Annotated in this window: 20 protein-coding genes; 13 read left to right on the forward strand and 7 right to left on the reverse strand. The window is 53.2% G+C overall.

Annotated elements, in window-relative coordinates:
* The first annotated feature begins 32 nt into the window (after positions 1-32).
* Positions 33-794, forward strand: a complete 762-nt coding sequence (locus tag OLG56_RS07920) for an SDR family oxidoreductase (RefSeq protein ID WP_058111926.1) — start codon at positions 33-35, stop codon at positions 792-794.
* A gap of 47 nt (positions 795-841) precedes the next feature.
* On the opposite strand, the gene OLG56_RS07925 is transcribed toward OLG56_RS07920, so the two are convergent.
* Positions 842-1,411, reverse strand: a complete 570-nt coding sequence (locus OLG56_RS07925; RefSeq protein ID WP_001523476.1) for a DedA family protein — start codon at positions 1,409-1,411, stop codon at positions 842-844.
* A gap of 158 nt (positions 1,412-1,569) precedes the next feature.
* Between OLG56_RS07925 and OLG56_RS07930 the strand changes: the two genes are divergently transcribed.
* Together OLG56_RS07930 and pbpG are read left to right on the forward strand one after the other, a co-directional pair.
* Positions 1,570-2,157, forward strand: a complete 588-nt coding sequence (locus OLG56_RS07930) for a Yip1 family protein (protein WP_001017057.1) — start codon at positions 1,570-1,572, stop codon at positions 2,155-2,157.
* Positions 2,158-2,322: 165 nt separating this feature from the next.
* Positions 2,323-3,270: a D-alanyl-D-alanine endopeptidase gene (gene pbpG, locus OLG56_RS07935; protein ID WP_000911551.1), complete on the forward strand. Its 948-nt coding sequence runs from the start codon at positions 2,323-2,325 to the stop codon at positions 3,268-3,270.
* A gap of 58 nt (positions 3,271-3,328) precedes the next feature.
* Here the strand turns inward: pbpG and dld are convergent, their stop codons facing one another.
* Positions 3,329-5,059, reverse strand: coding sequence for a D-lactate dehydrogenase (gene dld, locus OLG56_RS07940; protein ID WP_000095234.1), 1,731 nt, complete (start codon positions 5,057-5,059; stop codon positions 3,329-3,331).
* 266 nt (positions 5,060-5,325) lie between these two features.
* Here dld and bglX point away from each other — a divergent pair, with 266 nt between their 5' ends.
* From bglX to OLG56_RS07965, 5 genes are all read left to right on the forward strand, one after another.
* Positions 5,326-7,623, forward strand: coding sequence for a beta-glucosidase BglX (gene bglX / locus OLG56_RS07945; protein ID WP_061377522.1), 2,298 nt, complete (start codon positions 5,326-5,328; stop codon positions 7,621-7,623).
* 180 nt (positions 7,624-7,803) lie between these two features.
* Positions 7,804-8,721 carry a glycine betaine ABC transporter substrate-binding protein OsmF gene (gene osmF / locus OLG56_RS07950; RefSeq protein ID WP_061377523.1) on the forward strand — a complete coding sequence of 306 codons (918 nt, stop codon included), beginning with the start codon at positions 7,804-7,806 and terminating at the stop codon, positions 8,719-8,721.
* A 3-nt stretch (positions 8,722-8,724) separates the two neighbouring features.
* A complete protein-coding gene (locus tag OLG56_RS07955) occupies positions 8,725-9,894 on the forward strand; it encodes an ABC transporter permease (RefSeq protein WP_001278099.1) in 1,170 nt (389 codons plus the stop codon).
* The gene (locus tag OLG56_RS07960) at positions 9,887-10,834 is read left to right on the forward strand and encodes an ABC transporter ATP-binding protein (protein WP_000569166.1); all 948 of its coding nucleotides are present in this window, start codon (positions 9,887-9,889) and stop codon (positions 10,832-10,834) included. Before OLG56_RS07955 ends, OLG56_RS07960 begins: the two co-directional genes overlap by 8 nt.
* On the forward strand, positions 10,818-11,549 hold the full coding sequence (locus OLG56_RS07965; protein ID WP_000824854.1) for an ABC transporter permease: 732 nt from the start codon (positions 10,818-10,820) through the stop codon (positions 11,547-11,549). Before OLG56_RS07960 ends, OLG56_RS07965 begins: the two co-directional genes overlap by 17 nt.
* On the opposite strand, the gene OLG56_RS07970 is transcribed toward OLG56_RS07965, so the two are convergent.
* The gene (locus tag OLG56_RS07970; RefSeq protein ID WP_001261696.1) at positions 11,530-11,637 is read right to left on the reverse strand and encodes a protein YohO; all 108 of its coding nucleotides are present in this window, start codon (positions 11,635-11,637) and stop codon (positions 11,530-11,532) included. The genes OLG56_RS07965 and OLG56_RS07970 overlap by 20 nt on opposite strands.
* Positions 11,638-11,696: 59 nt before the next feature.
* On the reverse strand, positions 11,697-12,428 hold the full coding sequence (mlrA, locus tag OLG56_RS07975; RefSeq protein ID WP_001240418.1) for an HTH-type transcriptional regulator MlrA: 732 nt from the start codon (positions 12,426-12,428) through the stop codon (positions 11,697-11,699).
* A 222-nt stretch (positions 12,429-12,650) separates the two neighbouring features.
* Between mlrA and OLG56_RS07980 the strand changes: the two genes are divergently transcribed.
* The 3 genes from OLG56_RS07980 to OLG56_RS07990 are packed head-to-tail and all read left to right on the forward strand — an operon-like array spanning position 12,651 to position 15,566.
* Entirely contained in the window at positions 12,651-14,336 is a 1,686-nt protein-coding gene (locus tag OLG56_RS07980; RefSeq protein WP_000272850.1) for a sensor histidine kinase, read from the forward strand.
* The gene (btsR, locus tag OLG56_RS07985) at positions 14,333-15,052 is read left to right on the forward strand and encodes a two-component system response regulator BtsR (protein WP_001645191.1); all 720 of its coding nucleotides are present in this window, start codon (positions 14,333-14,335) and stop codon (positions 15,050-15,052) included. Before OLG56_RS07980 ends, btsR begins: the two co-directional genes overlap by 4 nt.
* Before the next feature lie 46 nt (positions 15,053-15,098).
* A complete protein-coding gene (locus OLG56_RS07990; RefSeq protein ID WP_000950412.1) occupies positions 15,099-15,566 on the forward strand; it encodes a YehS family protein in 468 nt (155 codons plus the stop codon).
* Between the two features lie 56 nt (positions 15,567-15,622).
* Here the strand turns inward: OLG56_RS07990 and OLG56_RS07995 are convergent, their stop codons facing one another.
* From OLG56_RS07995 to metG, 3 genes are all read right to left on the reverse strand, one after another.
* Positions 15,623-16,153, reverse strand: a complete 531-nt coding sequence (locus OLG56_RS07995; RefSeq protein WP_001645190.1) for a YehR family lipoprotein — start codon at positions 16,151-16,153, stop codon at positions 15,623-15,625.
* A 171-nt stretch (positions 16,154-16,324) separates the two neighbouring features.
* Positions 16,325-16,783, reverse strand: coding sequence for a YehR family lipoprotein (locus OLG56_RS08000; protein WP_001645189.1), 459 nt, complete (start codon positions 16,781-16,783; stop codon positions 16,325-16,327).
* Between the two features lie 240 nt (positions 16,784-17,023).
* Positions 17,024-19,057: a methionine--tRNA ligase gene (gene metG / locus OLG56_RS08005; protein ID WP_023215239.1), complete on the reverse strand. Its 2,034-nt coding sequence runs from the start codon at positions 19,055-19,057 to the stop codon at positions 17,024-17,026.
* A gap of 164 nt (positions 19,058-19,221) precedes the next feature.
* Here metG and apbC point away from each other — a divergent pair, with 164 nt between their 5' ends.
* Positions 19,222-20,331, forward strand: a complete 1,110-nt coding sequence (gene apbC, locus OLG56_RS08010; protein ID WP_001005424.1) for an iron-sulfur cluster carrier protein ApbC — start codon at positions 19,222-19,224, stop codon at positions 20,329-20,331.
* Positions 20,332-20,608: 277 nt separating this feature from the next.
* Positions 20,609-20,890, forward strand: coding sequence for a DUF2574 family protein (locus OLG56_RS08015; RefSeq protein ID WP_207011600.1), 282 nt, complete (start codon positions 20,609-20,611; stop codon positions 20,888-20,890).
* The last annotated feature ends 54 nt before the right edge of the window (positions 20,891-20,944 follow it).

Below are 20,944 nucleotides of genomic sequence, written 5' to 3' on the forward strand. Positions count from 1 at the left end.
TTAGGCTGTGTATGAATCATCCGGAGAGGAATATGACCAAAGTCGCAATTGTAACGGCATCAGATTCGGGAATTGGCAAAGCGTGTGCGTTGTTATTAGCACAAAACGGTTTTGATATTGGTATCACCTGGCATTCCGATGAACGCGGCGCGCAGGAGACGGCGAAAAAAGCGGTGCAGTTTGGTGTGCGGGCAGAGACCATTCATCTTGACCTGAGCCAGTTACCCGAGGGCGCGCAGGCCATTGAACATCTTATCCAGCGCCTGGGGCGCGTTGACGTGCTGGTCAATAATGCCGGGGCGATGACCAAATCCGCGTTTATTGATATGCCGTTTACGCAGTGGCGGCAAATTTTTACCGTGGATGTCGATGGCGCATTTCTCTGCGCGCAGATCGCCGCCCGGCATATGATTAAACAAGGAGAGGGAGGGCGTATTATCAACATCACCTCCGTCCATGAGCATACGCCGCTTCCGCAAGCCAGCGCCTATACCGCGGCGAAACATGCGCTGGGGGGATTGACTAAATCCATGGCGCTGGAACTGATTGAGCATCATATTTTGGTCAACGCCGTCGCGCCAGGCGCTATCGCCACGGCGATGAATGATATGGATGACAGCGATATTGAGCCGGGATCGGAACCCTCGATCCCTATCGCCCGACCGGGTTCTACGCATGAAATAGCCAGCCTCGTCGCCTGGCTGTGTTCGGAAGGCGCAAGCTATACCACCGGTCAGTCGCTGATTGTCGACGGCGGGTTTATGCTGGCGAATCCGCAGTTCAACGCAAAATAAACGCCGGGGCCGGATGGCGGCGTTATGCCATCCGGATACCATCGGGTTTAACGGGCCTCCGCTTTGCCGCGTCTTTTCAGCCACCAGCGCACGCCCACCACCAGGACGATGGCCAGAATCAGCCAGACCCCGTGCCTGAGATGCTGATCGAGGTCGTGCAGCCATGGCGCGATCACCTCGCCGCCAAGATATCCCAGCGTGGTAAACAGCAGCGCCCAGATCAGCGCGCCTACAATATTCAGCGGCAGAAAAATTTTAGGCGGCAGGCGGCTGGCGCCAATCAGCAGCGGGCCAACCACCCGGAAGCCGTACATAAAACGCGTGCCGATCACAAACAGATACGGATGGCGTTGGATCATTTTCTGCGCGCGACGAATCTTCGTATGATAACGTGGGAAACGACGCAGGATCTTCCCGCCATAGCATCGTCCTAACAGGTAAAGTAGCTGATCGCCCATCATCCCTCCCAGCGCGACGGCCGCCGCCACCAGCGGAAACTTGAGCAATCCCTGATGCGCCGCGACGCCCCCCAACAGGGTAACGGTTTCACCTTCGGCCATACTGCCGATAACCAGCGCCGCATAGCCATAATGCGTAATAAGCGTGTTGATATCCATGCGTAAACCACCTCCGGCATTAAGCATACACCCTGGCAAGAGGCGTGCGTGGCAAAGCCGACGTTTTGCCGGAGACTATTTCACTGTTGTTCATAAAATAACCAGAAACTGAATTATACTTGAACATACTGGCATCTGAGGCAGCAGAAGGGGGCAGTATGAACCATGTATGGGGGCTTTTTTCCCATCCCGATCGGGAAATGCAGGTGATCAAAAGCGAAAACGAAACCGTTTCGCATCACTATACGCACCATGTTTTGCTGATGGCGGCGATTCCCGTCGTCTGCGCCTTTATCGGCACGACGCAAATCGGCTGGAATTTTGGCGACGGCAACGTGTTACAACTCTCGCTGTTTACCGCTTTTGCGCTGGCGGTCTTGTTCTACGGCGTGATGCTGGCGGGCGTCGCGGTGATGGGACGCGTCATCTGGTGGATGGCGCGAAACTATCCGCAACGGCCATCGCTTGCGCGCTGTATGGTTTTTGCCGGCTATGTCGCGACGCCGCTGTTTTTAAGTGGTCTGGTGGCGCTCTATCCCCTGGTATGGCTATGCGCTTTGGTCGGCGCTGTCGCGCTCTTTTACACCGGCTATTTGCTGTATTTGGGTATTCCGACTTTCCTTAACATTAATAGAGAGGAAGGATTAAGCTTCTCCAGTTCGACGCTCGCTATCGGCGTGCTGGTCCTGGAGGTGCTACTGGCGATCACCGTGATCCTGTGGGGATACGGCTACCGCCTGTTCTGATGCGAAAAAGGGCTGGCGCAAAAGCCAGCAATGCAGCATTTGCTGACGATTCTTCTGTAGCGGCAACGCTGGCGTGCCGCTATGATGCCACTGCTAGCTTGAGTATAATCTTAGCTCAGGCGGTGTGCGTTACGACGCGCGTGAATCATTATCAGAAATCTCATCATGCTGAAATTCCGAGCTTCATTCCTGAGCCTTGCTCTGATGTTGGCCGTACCTTTTGCCCCGCAGGCTGTGGCGAAAACGGCAGCGACAACCGCGGCGTCTCAACCTGAGATTGCCTCCGGTAGCGCAATGATTGTTGATCTCAACACCAATAAAGTGATCTATTCGAACCACCCGGATCTGGTGCGTCCGATTGCTTCAATAACCAAATTAATGACGGCGATGGTCGTGCTCGACGCGCGATTGCCGCTGGATGAAATACTGAAGGTCGATATCAGCCAGACGCCGGAAATGAAAGGGGTTTACTCCCGCGTGCGCCTGAACAGCGAAATTAGTCGCAAAAATATGTTGCTGCTGGCGTTGATGTCATCCGAAAACCGTGCGGCGGCAAGCCTGGCGCACTATTATCCTGGCGGTTATAACGCGTTTATTAAAGCGATGAATGCGAAGGCGAAAGCGCTGGGCATGATGCATACCCGCTTCGTTGAGCCGACGGGGCTGTCGATTCATAACGTCTCGACCGCGCGGGATTTAACAAAACTGCTGATTGCCACGAAGCAATACCCGCTGATTGGCCAGCTAAGCACCACGCGCGAAGACATGGCGACATTCTCGCATCCGGCGTATACGCTGCCGTTTCGCAATACCAACCATTTGGTCTACCGTGATAACTGGAATATCCAGTTAACGAAAACCGGCTTTACCAATGCGGCGGGGCATTGCCTGGTGATGCGTACCGTGATCAATAACAAACCGGTCGCGCTGGTGGTCATGGACGCGTTCGGCAAATATACTCACTTTGCGGACGCCAGTCGCCTGCGTACATGGATTGAAACCGGTAAAGTCATGCCCGTTCCGGCTGCCGCGCTGAGCTATAAAAAGCAAAAAGCCGCGCAAATGGCGGCAGCCAGCGCCAGCGCCGGAGCGCAAACCGCACAGAACGATTAAGTCGCCGCAGGCCCGGCAGGCATCGCGCCGCCGGGCATTCACGGTAAACCGCACGGTGTTAATGCGTTTCGTCGGGCGTATTTTCCTGCCAGAATTTCCGCTTACTCGTTTTGCCGATACCGGGGTTCATACTGTTGGTCGGGTCATTTTGCCGATAAAAACGCGTCAGCGTTTCCGGCGCTTTATACAGATGTCCCACGTTGTGCTCCGCCGGGTACTGCGCCCCGCGCGCCTGCAATAGCTCCAGCATTTGCGCTTTCAGCGCATGGACGTCGACGCCTTTCTTCACGATATAGTCCTGATGAAAAACGTGGCACATAAAGTGACCGTAATAGAGTTTATGTACCAGTTGGCTGTCGATTTCCGGCGGCAGATGCTCGAACCAGTCGGTATCGTTGCGGCGCAGAGCGATATCCAGCGCCAGGATATCTTCCACTTCATCAGCGTGTACGGCCTGATAACGAATCGCCGCGCCAGCAGCGGCGAAGCGGTGCAGGAAGGCTTTGCTGCCTTCTTCCGGCGTACAGGTGAAGAAACCGCCCTCAGCGGATTTAAAAAATTCATTCAGCCAGCGTTGCGCTTCTGCGACGCCGTCTCCCGCCATTTTTAACAGCAGATGATGCTCATATTTATCGCGCCAGTTTTTCATTCGCGGCGGCAGATGGCTGGGAAACAGGTGGCCGAATTTCTGCATCGCGCGGTCGGTGAAATGCGGACGGAAAAATTTTACTTTTTCCAGCATCGCATCGGTTCGGCCTTTTAGCGTGAAAAAGAATGGCATCTTGTCGGTGCCGAGTTTATCGATCATCAGAAAGGTATCTTTACCGTACTGCTCCGCAATATCGTAGATATCGCGATGCATATATTCTCCCGCCACTGGCAGATTGTCGAAGTTCGCCAGAATATGCCGACGGATTTCAGTCAGTACCGCGGGCTGATTGGTGCCGATATAAAAAACCTGCTGATTTTTTTCCGCTGCAAAGGTATCAAGGCGAACGGCAAAAACCGCCAGTTTTCCGGCGCAGCCGGAAGATTCAAACAAACGGTCCGGGTCGGCGTTATAGCGGGCGGGCGTATCGGCGTTGATATCTCGTACCCGCGTCACGTAGTCGTGATCGTGCGCATGACGACCATCGTGACGCACATCCTCATCTTTAATCCGTTCATCATCCAGCTTGCTCAGGATCTGCTCCGGGGTATGCCCAAGATCGATACCCAGATGATTGACCAGTTGCAGTTTGCCTTGCTCGTCAATACGGGCAAAGAGCGACATCTCGGTATAGGCCGGGCCGCGTTGCACCAGCGAGCCGCCGGAGTTATTACAGATGCCGCCGATGACCGACGCGCCGATACACGACGAACCAATCACCGAGTGCGGTTCACGGCCCAGCGGTTTAAGCGCTTTTTCCAGCGCATAGAGCGTCGTACCGGGCCAGGCCAGAACCTGTTGGCCGTTATCCAGTAAGTGCAGCTTATCCAGCCGCTGGGTGCTGATAATCACAATATCGCGATCGTAGTCGTTGCCGTTCGGCGTGGAGCCTTCCGTCAGACCGGTGTTGGCGGCCTGCATCAGAATAATTTTGTCAGCGTTAACGCAGGCGTTGAGCACACGCCACAGTTCCAGTAATGAACCCGGGAAAACAACGGCCAGCGCGTCGCCCTGACCGGAACGGAAACCCTTGCGATAGCGGGCGGTTTTGGCGGGGTCTGTCAGCAGGTGAGAATGGCCTACCAGGCGGGCCAGCTCATTCAGGAACGTTTTATTATCAGTCATTGTTATGGAAGACATTCTCCACTCCTTGTGGTGGGGCAAAATATCAGCGTTAAGCATAGCGCTTTGTATGACAATACGCTTTCTCATTCAAATTGTCTCTGTGTTGGTAGTATTCATTTGCCGCCTTGATACCATTTGCTGGCGGTTGCGTATTCGACTGTGCGGAAAATTAGGAGAATAACCTTCGCTTTCTTCTCCTCTCGCGTTTAGGCTTATGGCAAACTGCGGTTTTTATTCTGTTTTTACCGCCTCGTCGGGATAAAGATAAAGAGAGACTCAACATGAAATGGTTATGTTCAGTAGGTGTTGCTGTGAGTCTGGCGATGCAGCCAGCATTGGCGGAAAACCTGTTTGGCAATCACCCGCTGACGCCCGAAGCGCGCGACGCGTTCGTCACGGATTTACTCAAGAAAATGACTGTCGATGAAAAAATTGGTCAGTTACGTCTGATTAGCGTCGGCCCTGATAACCCGAAAGAAGCGATTCGCGAGATGATCAAAGACGGGCAGGTAGGGGCGATTTTCAATACCGTCACCCGCCAGGATATCCGTCAAATGCAGGATCAGGTGATGGCGTTGAGCCGCCTGAAAATTCCTCTCTTTTTTGCCTATGATGTGGTACACGGCCAGCGAACCGTCTTCCCGATAAGCCTCGGTCTGGCTTCTTCTTTTAATCTGGATGCGGTAAGAACCGTAGGACGCGTATCGGCGTATGAAGCGGCGGACGACGGTCTGAATATGACCTGGGCACCGATGGTGGATGTCTCCCGCGATCCGCGTTGGGGGCGCGCCTCCGAAGGCTTTGGCGAAGATACATATTTAACCTCCATCATGGGCGAAACCATGGTGAAAGCGATGCAGGGCAAAAGTCCGGCGGATCGCTACTCGGTGATGACCAGCGTGAAACATTTTGCCGCCTATGGCGCCGTTGAAGGCGGTAAAGAATACAACACCGTGGATATGAGTTCCCAGCGTCTGTTTAATGACTATATGCCGCCTTACAAAGCGGGGCTGGATGCGGGGAGCGGCGCTGTGATGGTGGCGCTGAACTCGCTGAACGGCACGCCTGCGACGTCAGATTCCTGGCTATTGAAAGATGTCCTGCGCGATGAGTGGGGCTTTAAGGGAATTACCGTTTCCGACCACGGCGCTATTAAAGAACTGATTAAACACGGCACCGCGGCCGACCCGGAAGATGCGGTGCGCGTGGCGCTAAAGGCAGGGGTGGATATGAGCATGGCGGATGAGTATTACAGCAAATATCTGCCGGGTCTGATTAAATCGGGCAAAGTGACGATGGCGGAACTGGACGACGCGACGCGCCATGTGCTCAACGTAAAATATGACATGGGATTGTTTAACGACCCCTATAGCCATCTGGGGCCGAAAGAGAGCGACCCGGCGGACACCAATGCCGAAAGCCGCCTGCATCGTAAAGAGGCGCGGGAAGTGGCGCGGGAAAGTGTGGTACTGCTGAAAAACCGGCTGGAAACGCTGCCGCTGAAAAAATCGGGCACCATTGCCGTTGTTGGGCCGCTGGCCGACAGTCAACGTGATGTCATGGGGAGCTGGTCTGCTGCTGGGGTCGCGAATCAGTCGGTGACGGTGCTGGCGGGTATTCAAAATGCCGTCGGCGACGGGGCGAAGATCCTCTATGCCAAAGGGGCGAATATCACTAACGATAAAGGCATCGTCGATTTCTTAAACCTGTATGAAGAGGCGGTGAAAATCGATCCGCGCTCACCGCAGGCGATGATTGATGAGGCGGTACAGGCGGCGAAACAGGCCGATGTGGTGATCGCAGTGGTAGGCGAGTCGCAGGGGATGGCGCATGAAGCCTCCAGCCGTACCAATATCACCATTCCGCAGAGTCAGCGCGACTTAATCACCGCTCTGAAAGCCACCGGTAAGCCGCTGGTACTGGTATTAATGAACGGCAGACCGCTGGCGCTGGTAAAAGAAGATCAACAGGCCGATGCGATTCTGGAGACCTGGTTTGCCGGGACGGAAGGCGGCAACGCCATTGCCGATGTGCTGTTTGGCGATTACAACCCGTCAGGCAAACTGCCGATATCCTTCCCGCGTTCGGTGGGACAAATTCCGGTCTATTACAGCCATCTCAATACGGGACGCCCGTATAATCCTGAAAAGCCAAACAAATACACCTCACGTTATTTTGACGAAGCAAATGGACCGCTCTATCCGTTTGGTTACGGTCTGAGCTACACCACATTTACGGTGTCTGACGTCACGCTCTCCTCACCGACAATGCAACGCGACGGCAAAGTCACGGCCAGCGTAGAGGTCACGAACACCGGTAAACGCGAAGGGGCTACGGTCATCCAGATGTACTTACAGGATGTCACGGCGTCAATGAGCCGCCCGGTGAAGCAATTAAAAGGCTTTGAAAAAATCACCCTCAAGCCCGGCGAAAGTAAAACCGTGAGTTTCCCGATTGATATCGAGGCGTTGAAGTTCTGGAATCAGCAGATGAAATATGACGCGGAACCCGGCAAGTTCAACGTCTTTATCGGCGTGGATTCCGCTCGCGTTAAACAAGGATCGTTCGAGCTACTGTAAGCCTGCCGTCAACAGGGCGCGATAGCAGCGCCCTGTCTGGCAATGACTTTTCCTGTCCCCCCTTTTATTGCCTGCCACGTCACTTAAACTGCCGGAAAATCCCAGGTTAAACGCAGACTTTTCAACTATGCTTTTTTCTCAAGTCTCTGAAAAAGGCCGTAAAAGGATGAGGAAAGCATCATGACGATCTCAAAGCTATGGGTAAGTTCGCTGGCGTTGCTGGCGACGGTGAGTTTACCTCTACAGGCGGCATCGCCCGTGACGGTCGGGTCAAAGATTGATACCGAAGGCGCACTGCTCGGCAACATGATTTTGCAGGTACTGGAAAGCCACGGCATTAAAACGGTCAATAAAATTCAGCTCGGGACGACGCCAGTCGTTCGTGGCGCGATTACCGCCGGAGAGCTGGATATCTATCCGGAATACACTGGTAACGGGGCGTTCTTTTTTAAAGATGAAAACGATCCGGCATGGAAAAATGCAAAGCAAGGCTTTGAGAAAGTCAAAAAACTGGATGCGGAGCAGAATAAGCTGGTCTGGTTGACGCCTGCGCCGGCCAATAACACCTGGACCATCGCGGTACGCCAGGACATCGCGGAAAAAAATAAACTCTCCTCGCTTGCCGATCTCAGCCGTTATCTGAAAGAGGGCGGCACTTTTAAACTGGCGGCGTCTGCGGAATTTATCGAACGGGCGGATGCGCTGCCGGCATTTGAAAAAGCCTATGATTTTACCTTGAATCAGAACCAGCTCTTGTCGCTGGCGGGCGGCGATACGGCGGTCACGATCAAAGCCGCCGCGCAACAAACATCCGGCGTTAACGCCGCGATGGCGTATGGCACCGACGGCCCTGTCGCCGCGCTGGGTCTGCAAACCCTGAGCGACCCGAAAGGCGTCCAGCCTATCTATGCCCCCGCGCCGGTAGTGCGTGAATCGGTGTTACAAGCCTATCCGCAGATAGCCGACTGGCTGCAGCCCGTTTTCGCCAGCCTTGATGAGAAAACGCTGCAACAGTTGAACGCCAGAATCGCCGTAGAAGGGCTGGATGCGAAAAAAGTCGCCGCAGATTACCTCCGACAAAAAGGGTGGGTGAAGTAATCTGTGAGTGACGCTGCCAAAAAAATTACGGTTAATCGTGTGCTGTTGCTGTTGGTTGTTCTGGCCCTGCTTGCTGTCGCGCTACCTTTCATTAATTACGCCCCGAATCGTCTGGTGAGCGGCGAGGGGCGCCAGTTATGGGAGATCTGGCCGGCGACCATCTGGATGCTGACTGGCGCGGGATGCGCGCTGTTTACGTTGTGCTTTGTACCCGGTAAACGCGGTAGTGTACTGACGCTGATGATGGCGCAGACGCTTTTTATTGTCATGCTGTGGGGAGTCGGCAGGGCGGCGACCCAGTTGGCGCAGGAGGGCAGTCCGCTGGCGCGTACCAGTCTGGGAAGTGGATTGTGGCTGGGCCTCGGTCTGATGCTGCTGGCCTGTAGCGATGCGATCCGCCGTATTACCACTGGGCCGCTGTGGCGCTGGTTGCTGCACGCGCAAATTGTCATTGTCCCGCTGGCGCTGCTGTTTTCAGGCACGTTCGACAACCTCTCGCTTCTGAAAGAGTATACCAATCGCCAGGATGTTTTCGATGCCGCGCTGGTGCAACATTTGATGTTACTGGCGGGCACGGTGCTGCCGGCGCTGGCGATCGGACTACCGTTGGGCGTCTGGTGTTATTTTTCCGCCTCACGCCAGGGGCCGGTGTTTACCGTGCTGAATGTGATCCAGACTATTCCTTCGGTCGCGCTGTTTGGCCTGCTGATTGCGCCGTTGGCCGGGCTGGTGAAACAGTTTCCGTGGCTTGCCGCATTCGGCGTCGCGGGAACCGGCATGACGCCTGCGCTGATAGCACTGGTGCTCTATGCGTTATTGCCGCTGGTGCGCGGCGTGGTCGCCGGGCTCAATCAGGTGCCGCGCGATGTGCTGGAGAGCGCAAGAGCAATGGGAATGAGTAGCGGCCAGCGCTTCAGGCATGTGCAACTGCCGCTGGCGCTGCCGGTCTTTTTACGTAGCCTGCGGGTAGTAATGGTCCAGACAGTGGGAATGGCCGTCGTCGCCGCGCTGATTGGCGCGGGAGGTTTCGGCGCGCTGGTGTTTCAGGGGCTATTGAGCAGCGCCATTGATTTAGTCCTGTTGGGCGTCATTCCGGTGATTGCGCTGGCGGTAGTGATCGACGCGCTGTTTGATTTATGGATCGCGTTTTTGAAGGGAGCAACCGATGATTGAATTTAACCATGTCAGTAAAACCTTCGGCGATCAACAGGCTGTTAGCGACCTCAATTTGCACTTTAGCGAAGGCAGCTTTTCGGTGTTAATTGGCACCTCCGGCTCGGGAAAATCGACCACTCTGAAGATGATTAACCGGCTGGTAGAGCATGATAGCGGAACGATCCGTTTTGCCGGGGAAGAGATCCGCAGCCTGCCGGTGCTTGAACTGCGCCGTCGCATGGGCTATGCCATTCAGTCTATCGGTCTTTTTCCCCACTGGACGGTGGCGCAAAATATCGCCACCGTACCGCAACTACAAAAGTGGTCGCGTGCGCGGATTAACGATCGTATTGACGAACTGATGGCATTATTGGGTCTGGAAAGCGCGCTGCGCGATCGCTATCCGCATCAGCTTTCCGGCGGGCAACAGCAGCGGGTCGGCGTTGCGCGGGCGCTGGCTGCCGATCCGCAGGTATTGCTGATGGACGAGCCTTTCGGCGCGCTTGATCCGGTAACGCGCGGCGCATTGCAGCAGGAGATGACCCGCATTCATCAGCTACTGGGACGCACCATCGTACTGGTGACGCACGACATCGACGAGGCGCTACGCCTCGCCGACCATCTGGTGCTGATGGACGGGGGCCACGTTATCCAACAGGGATCGCCGCTTTCTATGCTGACCTCGCCGGAAAATGATTTCGTGCAGGCGTTTTTTGGCCGCAGCGAGCTGGGCGTAAGGCTGCTTTCGTTACGTAGCGTAGGCGATTATGTACGCCGGCATGAACAGCTCAGCGGCGACGCGCTGGTGGAAGAGATGACGTTACGCGATGCGCTATCGATGTTTGTCGCCCGCCGGTGCGACGTCCTGCCGGTGGCGAATCAGCAGGGCGAGCCCTGCGGTACGCTCCATTTCCGCGATCTGCTTTCGGAGACGTCCCCCCGTGAAACGACTGTGTGATCCGCTTCTCTGGCTTATTGTTCTGTTCTTGCTTCTGCTGTTTGGATTGCCTTATAGCCAGCCGTTCTTCGCCGCGCTGTTTCCCGATTTACCGCGCCCGGTCTACCAACAGGAGAGTTTTGCCGCCCTCGCGCTCGCCCATTTCTGGTTGGTGGGCATCTCAAGTTTGTTTGCCGTCGTGGTGGGCGTCGGCGCAGGGATTGCGGTCACGCGAGAAAGTGGGAAGGAGTTTCGTCCCCTGGTGGAGACTATCGCTGCCGTCGGGCAGACCTTTCCGCCGGTCGCGGTACTGGCGATCGCGGTACCCGTCATGGGTTTTGGTCAGCAACCGGCCATTATCGCCTTGATCCTGTATGGGGTGTTGCCCATCCTGCAGGCGACCCTGGCCGGGCTGGGCGCGGTGCCTGCCAGCGTGATGAGCGTTGCCAGCGGTATGGGAATGAGCCGTCGCCAACAGTTGTATCAGGTTGAGCTGCCGCTGGCCGCGCCGGTGATTCTGGCGGGCATCCGAACCTCGGTGATTATTAATATTGGTACGGCGACCATCGCTTCAACGGTGGGGGCCAGTACGTTAGGCACGCCGATCATTATCGGGCTTAGCGGCTTTAATACGGCCTATGTTATCCAGGGGGCGCTGCTGGTGGCGCTGGCGGCGATCATTATCGATCGCCTGTTTGAAAGGCTGACACGCGCGCTTACCCGGCACGCAAAATAAAACTGTAACCTGCCAGCATCACGCCGCCGATACCGCCAATAGCCATCAGCAGGAAAAGGGCGATCACCCCGATTTTCGCTACGCGCATTATGTACTCCTTATGTTAATAAAAGGAGTATACATTAAAGCGAATTTGTTAGCTGCTGTTTAAACGCCAAGGGGATGAATGTCGCGTCCCTGGGCGCGCCAAGCCAGGAGTTGCTGCTGCTGCGCCAGCGTCTGGTTTTCTCCGCACCATACCAGTAACGTCTTGCCGTCAAACAGTTCCGGGCGGAACTGGCTAAGCGAGTGCGCCAGCACGTCGATTCGCCATCCCTGTTGGCTGGCGACCCAACCTTCCAGCCACAGGCGGGTGGTATCATGGATATTCCAGCCGATCACCAACGCATCTTTTCCCTGTTTCTTACGCGCAGACGCCAGGCAGAGCGCAATATAGTTGATCAGGATACCGTCAAGAATGCCGAGCAGCGCCTGAAGGGCAGGTTGTTGGCACTGTAACCGTCGCCGCAGCGGGACGAACAGGTTCGTGGTCAATGTTTGGGCTGGATAATCCTGACCGCGTTCTTTGACCCATAACCGTAAACTGTGCAGATTACTGCTTTGCAGGTAGTGCAGCAGGATCTCCTGCTGTTCGCGCCAGCCGTTAGGTTGTTCGCTACTGTCGCTACTGAGCAGCACTTTGACTTTGCTGACCTGGACGCCGTTATCTATCCAGCGCTTGATTTCGCGGATTCTGTCGATATCGGCATCGTTAAACAGACGATGACCGCCATCCGTTCGCTGTGGTTTTAAAAGTCCATAACGTCTCTGCCACGCGCGCAACGTGACAGGATTGATATCACAAAGCAAAGCCACTTCACCAATTGTGTAAAGCGCCATCGTTTCACCCTTGCTCGCGAGGTCCCGGTTTAACTTTAGACGCTCTTTTAGGAACCAGGAAGTTTTGCCTGTTTTTTATGCATTAAAACGCGAAGTAGCGGGTTGCGGCGCGGCGTTTAAGTGATCGTATTCACGAATTCATATTTTTATGCAACAGTTCAAAGAAAGTTAATCGTACTCAATGTATGTTACGCGCTTTTAATTGAAGTGTGGTTTGCGGGTATGTACGAGTTTAATCTGGTGTTGCTGCTGCTTCAGCAGATGTGCGTGTTTCTGGTCATTGCGTGGCTAATGAGTAAAACGCGCCTGTTCATCCCGCTTATGCAGGTCACGGTTCGTCTGCCGCACAAGCTTCTGTGTTACGTCACGTTTTCTATCTTCTGCATTATGGGCACTTATTTTGGGCTGCATATCGAAGATTCAATTGCCAATACCCGCGCGATTGGCGCGGTGATGGGCGGCCTACTCGGCGGGCCGGTCGTCGGCGGGCTGGTCGGTCTGACCGGTGGGTTACATCGGTATTCTATGGGCGGCATGACTGCGCTGAGCTGTATGATTTCCACCATCGTCGAAGGGCTGCTGGGCGGGTTGGTACACAGCGTTCTCATACGTCGCGGACGCCCGGACAAAGTGTTTAGCCCGCTGACGGCGGGAGCAATTACGTGTGTTGCCGAACTGGTGCAGATGCTGATTATTTTATTGATAGCCAGGCCGTTTGACGATGCCCTGCATCTGGTCAGTAATATTGCCGCGCCGATGATGGTGACGAATACCGTTGGCGCCGCGCTGTTCATGCGTATTTTGCTCGATAAGCGCGCCATGTTCGAAAAATATACTTCGGCATTTTCTGCTACCGCGCTGAAGGTCGCCGCGTCAACGGAGGGGATTCTGCGTCAGGGATTTAACGAAGTGAACAGTATGAAGGTGGCGCAGGTGTTATATCAGGAGCTGGATATCGGCGCCGTCGCCATCACCGATCGCGAAAAACTGCTGGCTTTTACTGGTATTGGCGACGATCACCATCTACCGGGCAAACCCATTTCATCAGGTTATACGCTGAAAGCAATTGAAACCGGAGAGGTGGTTTATGCCGATGGCAACGAAGTGCCGTATCGCTGTTCGCTACACCCGCAGTGTAAACTCGGCTCAACGCTGGTGATCCCGCTGCGTGGCGAAAATCAGCGAGTCATGGGCACCATTAAATTGTACGAAGCGAAAAATCGACTGTTCAGCTCAATTAACCGCACCCTGGGAGAGGGTATTGCGCAGCTTTTATCCGCGCAGATCCTGGCCGGGCAGTACGAACGGCAGAAGGCGTTGCTGACGCAGTCAGAGATCAAGCTGTTGCACGCGCAGGTGAATCCGCATTTTCTGTTTAATGCGCTCAATACCATTAAAGCGGTGATTCGCCGCGACAGCGAACAGGCCAGCCAACTGGTGCAGTACTTGTCGACCTTTTTTCGCAAAAATTTAAAACGCCCGTCGGAAATTGTCACGCTGGCGGATGAAATTGAACACGTAAACGCTTATCTGCAAATTGAAAAAGCGCGTTTTCAGTCGCGTCTGCAGGTACAGCTTGATGTTCCATCGACGCTTTCACGTCAGAAATTGCCTGCGTTTACATTACAGCCGATTGTTGAGAACGCCATTAAACATGGCACGTCGCAACTGCTTGATACCGGCAACGTCGCTATTCGCGCCCGGCGCGAAGGGCAGCATTTGATGTTAGATATTGAAGATAATGCGGGACTGTATCAGCCTTCCGCCGGCAGTAGCGGGCTGGGGATGAGTCTGGTGGATAAACGTCTGCGCGAACACTTTGGCGATGATTATGGTATTAGCGTGGCCTGCGAGCCGGACTGTTTTACCCGAATTACATTACGACTTCCACTGGAGGAGGACGCATGATTAAAGTGCTGATTGTGGATGATGAGCCGTTAGCGCGGGAAAATCTGCGGATTTTGCTCCAGGGGCAGGATGACATTGAGATTGTGGGAGAGTGCGCGAATGCGGTAGAAGCGATTGGCGCGGTACATAAGCTGCGACCTGATGTGCTGTTTCTGGATATTCAGATGCCGCGTATCAGTGGACTGGAGATGGTAGGAATGCTTGACCCGGAACACCGCCCATATATCGTTTTTTTAACCGCGTTTGACGAATACGCCATCAAAGCCTTTGAAGAACACGCTTTTGATTATCTGCTCAAGCCGATAGAGGAGAAACGGCTGGAGAAAACGTTACATCGTCTGCGTCAGGAGCGCAGTAAACAGGATGTTTCGTTGTTGCCGGAAAACCAGCAGGTGCTTAAATTCATTCCCTGTACCGGACACAGCCGGATCTATTTGTTGCAAATGGATGATGTCGCCTTTGTCAGTAGCCGTATGAGCGGCGTTTATGTGACCAGCAGTGAAGGTAAAGAGGGGTTTACCGAGCTGACGCTGCGTACGCTGGAAAGCCGGACGCCGCTACTGCGTTGTCATCGTCAGTTTCTGGTGAATATGGCCCATTTGCAGGAAATTCGGCTGGAGGATAATGGGCAGGCAGAGCTGATTTTACGCAACGGCCTGACGGTGCCGGTAAGCCGTCGCTATCTGAAAAGTTTAAAAGAGGCGATTGGCCTGTAAAAGACTGTTAGAATATCGTTTTGCCATAGAAACGACCGAAGGCCTCATGCTGAGTAACGATATTCTGCGTAGCGTGCGCTACATTTTAAAAGCTAATAATACCGATCTGGCGCGTATCCTGGCGCTGGGTAACGTTGATGCTACGCCGGAGCAGATAGCAATCTGGTTGCGCAAAGAAGAGGAAGAGGGGTTTCAGCGTTGCCCGGATATCGTGTTGTCCTCATTTCTCAATGGCCTCATTTATGAAAAACGCGGCAAAGATGAGGCGGCGCCTGCATTGACAGCGGAACGTCGTATCAACAACAATATTGTGCTGAAAAAGCTGCGTATTGCCTTTTCGCTAAAAACAGATGATATCCTGGCGATACTTACCGATCAGTTGTTTCGTGTCTCGATGCCAGAGATCACCGCGATGATGCGCGCGCCGGATCATAAGAACTTCCGCGAATGCGGCGATCAGTTTATGCGTTATTTTCTGCGCGGTCTGGCGGCCCGTGAACACGCGGCGAAGTAATTCTGCGGTATTGTTCCCGGCAGCGTCCTGTCTGACCGGGAAAACGCATTATTATACTAATTGATTCTATGATACCCGCTCTCTTCCAACAGTTTCTGCGAGCGAATCATTGACAGATAGTGCGCGGAACAGTTGTCAATTGATGATCCTGGCAATTTACAGAGGTCGCTCATTTTTGCCTGGGTAAAATCAATATTCACATATTCCGTAGCATAGCTATCATAATAGTCGATTCGCTCAGTCAAACCCGGTATACCCTGATAAGAGTCGCTGACTTGACTTAGCATTTTTTGTGCTTCTTCTTTATTATTGGCTTTCAGGGTTTTATAAAGTATTTTATTTTCAGATGCTTGACGTAAAACGATATCCCCTTTGTAGTAATAGGTTAACTTGATTTCAATACCGTTGAGATTACCTACATAGCGTTGTGTTTCCTCTGACTCTTTGTTAGCGGCTATCTTTTTGATAAACGCTGTCATGTTATTTTGCTTTCCCTGGAAAGTATCGTTTTTCTGATCGCAGCCAGTTATGCTAACCGATAGAGAGAGCGCGAATAGTGGCAGCGCCATAAGGCGTAGAATCCGCATAACAATTCCTTGTCGTTAAGTATTGGTGTAGCCAGGAATTCAGGGATTATAGGCTTTGGCGAGGGGACTTACAGCGAGGCTGTCTTTTTTCGGAATTCATAAAGAAAAGACGCTGCCGAAGCAGCGCCCTGAGCGACTTTACCAGTCGATGCAATACATTATGCCTGCCAGTTATTTCGCTTCTTTAAAACCAGCAGCTTCCAGCAGCGTCTGGGTTTGTTTCATGCTGATACCTTTGCTGGTATCGCCGGACACCATTGTCCCAGAGATTCCCTGTAACGCTTTAAAGTCCACTTTTTCCATATCCACAGAGACGTTTTCCTGGGCATAGGTATCTTCATAGGTTAATTTTTCTTCTACTCCGGCGATATTTTTATATTTCGCGCTCAGCGGATCGAGAATTTTGGCGGCATCTTCTTTCGTTTTAGCGCCTACAGTGGCATAGCTGATTTTACTTTCAGACGTCTGCTTAATGATTTTGTCACCTTTATAGGTGTAAGTAATTGAAATTTCTGTCCCCGCCAGGTTTGCGTTAAAGGTCTTTGATTCTTCTTTATCGCCACAGCCAGCAAGAGAGAACACCAGTACGGAAGACAAAGCCGCGGACAATAACTTGCCAGAAATTTTCATCTAAAACTCCATTTTATATAATGATTGGGTTTTTAAAATAATTTCAATGAATTAATTTAACCCAGTAATAGCAATGTATCAGGGAGGGATAGAATATGACTTTTAGCCGTTATTTAGCAGTCCGGATATGGAGTCTTAGCGCTATTGCTTATTAAGGAAAAAGTTAAAACGTGCGGAGGGGGCGATATGCCAGTCAGGATTAAGCGGTTAAAAAAGCCGGAGCATGCTCCGGCTTGTTGCTTATTTCACCTGCTGGCCAGGCTTCGCGCCCTCATCAGGGCTTAACAGGAAGATATCTTTCCCGCCAGGTCCTGCGGCCATCACCATTCCCTCGGAGACGCCAAAGCGCATTTTGCGCGGCGCGAGGTTGGCGACCATTACCGTCTGGCGGCCAATCAGCGCCTGCGGGTCCGGGTAGGCGGAACGAATGCCGGAGAAGACGTTACGCTTCTCGCCGCCCAGATCCAGCGTCAGACGCAGCAATTTGTCAGAGCCTTCCACAAACTCGGCATTTTCAATCAGCGCCACGCGCAGATCGACTTTCGCAAAATCGTCAAAGGTGATGGTTTCCTGAATCGGGAAGTCGGCTAACGGGCCGGTAACCGGCGTGGCTGCGGCTTTCACCTCTTCTTTAGACGCTTCAACCAGCGCTTCAACTTGCTTCATGTCGATGCGATTGTAGAGCGCCTTAAAGGTGTTGACCTTGTGACCGAGCAACGGCTGTTCAATAGCATCCCAGTTCAGTTCGCTGTTCAGGAAGGCTTCAACGCGTTCAGAAAGCGTCGGCAGTACCGGTTTCAGATACGTCATCAACACGCGGAACAGGTTGATGCCCATTGAGCAAATGGCCTGCAGGTCAGCGTCGCGGCCTTCCTGTTTAGCCACCACCCACGGCGCTTGCTCGTCAACATAACGGTTAGCGACGTCGGCCAGCGCCATAATCTCACGGATAGCTTTGCCGAATTCACGGCTTTCCCATGCTTCGCCAATCACCGCAGCGGCGTCAGTAAAGGTTTTATACAATTGCGGATCGGCCAGTTCAGCCGCCAGCACGCCGTCGAAACGCTTATTGATAAAGCCTGCGTTACGGGATGCCAGGTTGACTACTTTATTGACGATATCGGCATTGACGCGCTGGACAAAGTCTTCCAGGTTCAGGTCTATGTCATCAATGCGTGAAGAAAGCTTCGCGGTGTAGTAGTAGCGCAGGCTGTCGGCGTCAAAGTGTTTCAGCCAGGTGCTGGCCTTAATAAAGGTGCCGCGAGACTTAGACATCTTCGCGCCGTTCACCGTCACGTAACCGTGAACGAACAGGTTGGTCGGCTTACGGAAGTGGCTGCCTTCCAGCATGGCAGGCCAGAACAGGCTGTGGAAATAGACGATGTCTTTGCCGATAAAGTGGTACAGCTCGGCGTCGGAGTCTTTCTTCCAGTATTCTTCAAAGCTGGTTGTGTCGCCGCGCTTATCGCACAGATTTTTGAAGGAACCCATATAGCCAATCGGCGCGTCCAGCCAGACGTAGAAATATTTGCCCGGCGCGTTCGGGATTTCGAAACCAAAATACGGCGCGTCGCGGGAAATGTCCCACTGCTGGAGGCCGGATTCAAACCACTCCTGCATTTTGTTCGCCACCTGCTCCTGCAGCGCGCCGCTGCGGGTCCACGCCTGCAGCATTTCGCTGAATGACGGTAGGTCAAAGAAAAAGTGCTCGGAGTCACGCATTACCGGCGTCGCGCCGGACACCACGGATTTCGGCTCGATAAGTTCGGTCGGGCTGTAAGTTGCGCCGCAGACTTCACAGTTATCGCCGTACTGGTCCGCGGATTTACATTTCGGGCAGGTGCCTTTCACAAATCGGTCCGGCAGGAACATGCCTTTTTCCGGATCGTAGAGTTGAGAGATAGTGCGGTTCTTAATAAAACCGTTCTCTTTCAGGCGCGTATAAATCAGCTCGGACAGCTCGCGATTCTCGTCGCTGTGCGTTGAGTGGTAGTTGTCGTAGCTAATATTAAAACCGGCGAAATCGGTCTGGTGCTCCTGGCTCATTTCACCGATCATTTGCTCCGGCGTAATACCAAGCTGCTGCGCTTTCAGCATGATCGGCGTGCCATGAGCGTCATCGGCACAGATGAAGTTAACCTCATGGCCGCGCATTCGCTGGTAACGGACCCAGACATCAGCCTGGATGTGCTCCAGCATATGGCCGAGGTGGATAGAGCCGTTGGCGTACGGCAGCGCGCACGTTACCAGAATTTTCTTCGCGACTTGAGTCATAGTGGGTATTACTTCTTCTGTTGTAAAAAAGGGCTTTGATAGTACCAAAATGGTAATTACTGCGCCAAGCGATAAGGGCATTTATCCGTAAATGAATAATTGTTACCGCTGGAGTAAACTACAAAGTTACAATCGTACTTTTCAGAACTACAAAAGGAGTCGGGATGAACGAACAATCCCAGGCCAAATCACCAGATACCCTGCGAGCGATGGTCGCCGGGACGCTGGCGAATTTTCAGCACCCAACCCTGAAGCATAACCTCACCACGCTTAAGGCGTTGCACCACGTCGCCTGGATGGATGATACGCTGCACGTTGAGCTGGTCATGCCGTTCGTCTGGAACAGCGCGTTTGAGGTCTTAAAAGAGCAATGCAGCGCCGATCTGTTACGTATTACAGGCGCAAAAGCGATCGACTGGAAACTGTCGTACAACATTGCGACGCTGAAACGCGTCAAAAATCAGCCTGGCATTAATGGCGTGAAAAACATCATTGCCGTGAGCTCCGGTAAAGGCGGGGTGGGTAAATCGTCCACTGCGGTAAACCTGGCGCTGGCGTTAGCGGCTGAAGGCGCAAAGGTCGGGGTTCTCGATGCCGATATTTACGGCCCGTCGATCCCAACCATGCTTGGCGCAGAAGATCAGCGCCCGACATCGCCAGACGGTACGCATATGGCGCCGATTATGTCTCACGGCCTGGCGACCAACTCGATCGGCTATCTGGTGACTGACGATAACGCGATGGTATGGCGCGGCCCAATGGCCAGTAAGGCGCTGATGCAGATGTTGCAGGAGACGCTGTGGCCGGATCTGGATTATCTGGTACTGGATATGCCGCCGGGAACCGGGGATATTCAGCTAACGCTGGCGCAGAACATTCCTGTAACCGGCGCGGTGGTGGTGACTACGCCGCAGGATATCGCGCTAATCGACGCCAAAAAAGGTATCGTGATGTTCGAGAAGGTGGAAGTGCCGGTGCTCGGCATTGTGGAAAATATGAGTATGCATATTTGTAGCAACTGCGGCCATCACGAACCGATCTTCGGCACGGGCGGCGCGCAGAAGCTGGCGGAAAAATACCATACTCAGCTTCTGGGTCAGATGCCGCTGCATATTAGTCTGCGCGAAGATCTCGATCGCGGTACGCCGACGGTGGTTAGCCGTCCGGAGAGCGAATTTACCGCGATCTATCGCGAACTGGCCGATCGCGTTGCGGCACAGCTTTACTGGCAGGGTGAAGTGATTCCGGGAGAAATCGCCTTCCGCGCGGTGTAATCCTCCTGACGTATTCTAAAGAGAATATGGCATTCACTGCATTAATATATATTGATGCAGTGAATGTATTAATAAAATAATAGCCCCCGCATTGTTAATTCCTGCTTAAACAGACAGGTGTTTATCTGAAATAATCGGCAAAAACATTATTTGAATTGATCATACCTATCCTACTGATTTATTTTTTCAATTGGTTTTAAGGTATCGATACGTTCATCCTGCTCATCAGGACGGCCTGCATACTGTTTGACGTTCACCAGAGGAACAATTGCTCACTATGAAAAAATATTTTCTGATGGGAATTATAGTTTCGGCTTATGGGATAAGCGTACCCGTTTTTGCCTCCGACACCGCAACATTAACCATCAGTGGAAAAGTGACCGCGCCAACGTGCAGTACAGAAGTGGTAAACGCACAGTTGCAGCAGCGTTGCGGCAACACTATCCACGCTTCAACGCTGCAAACACCCGCCGCTACGCCGATGAGAGGTGTGACAACGCAGCTATACACGGTGCCTGGTGATAGCACCCGACAGATTGTTGTTAATCATTACGACTAATTCTTATTAATTTCGCAGGCCCATATCATTGATATCAATGATATGGGCTTTTTT

It is taken from the genome of Salmonella sp. 2018103 (assembly GCF_026247685.1).
GTDB classification, from domain to species: Bacteria; Pseudomonadota; Gammaproteobacteria; order Enterobacterales; family Enterobacteriaceae; genus Salmonella; species Salmonella enterica.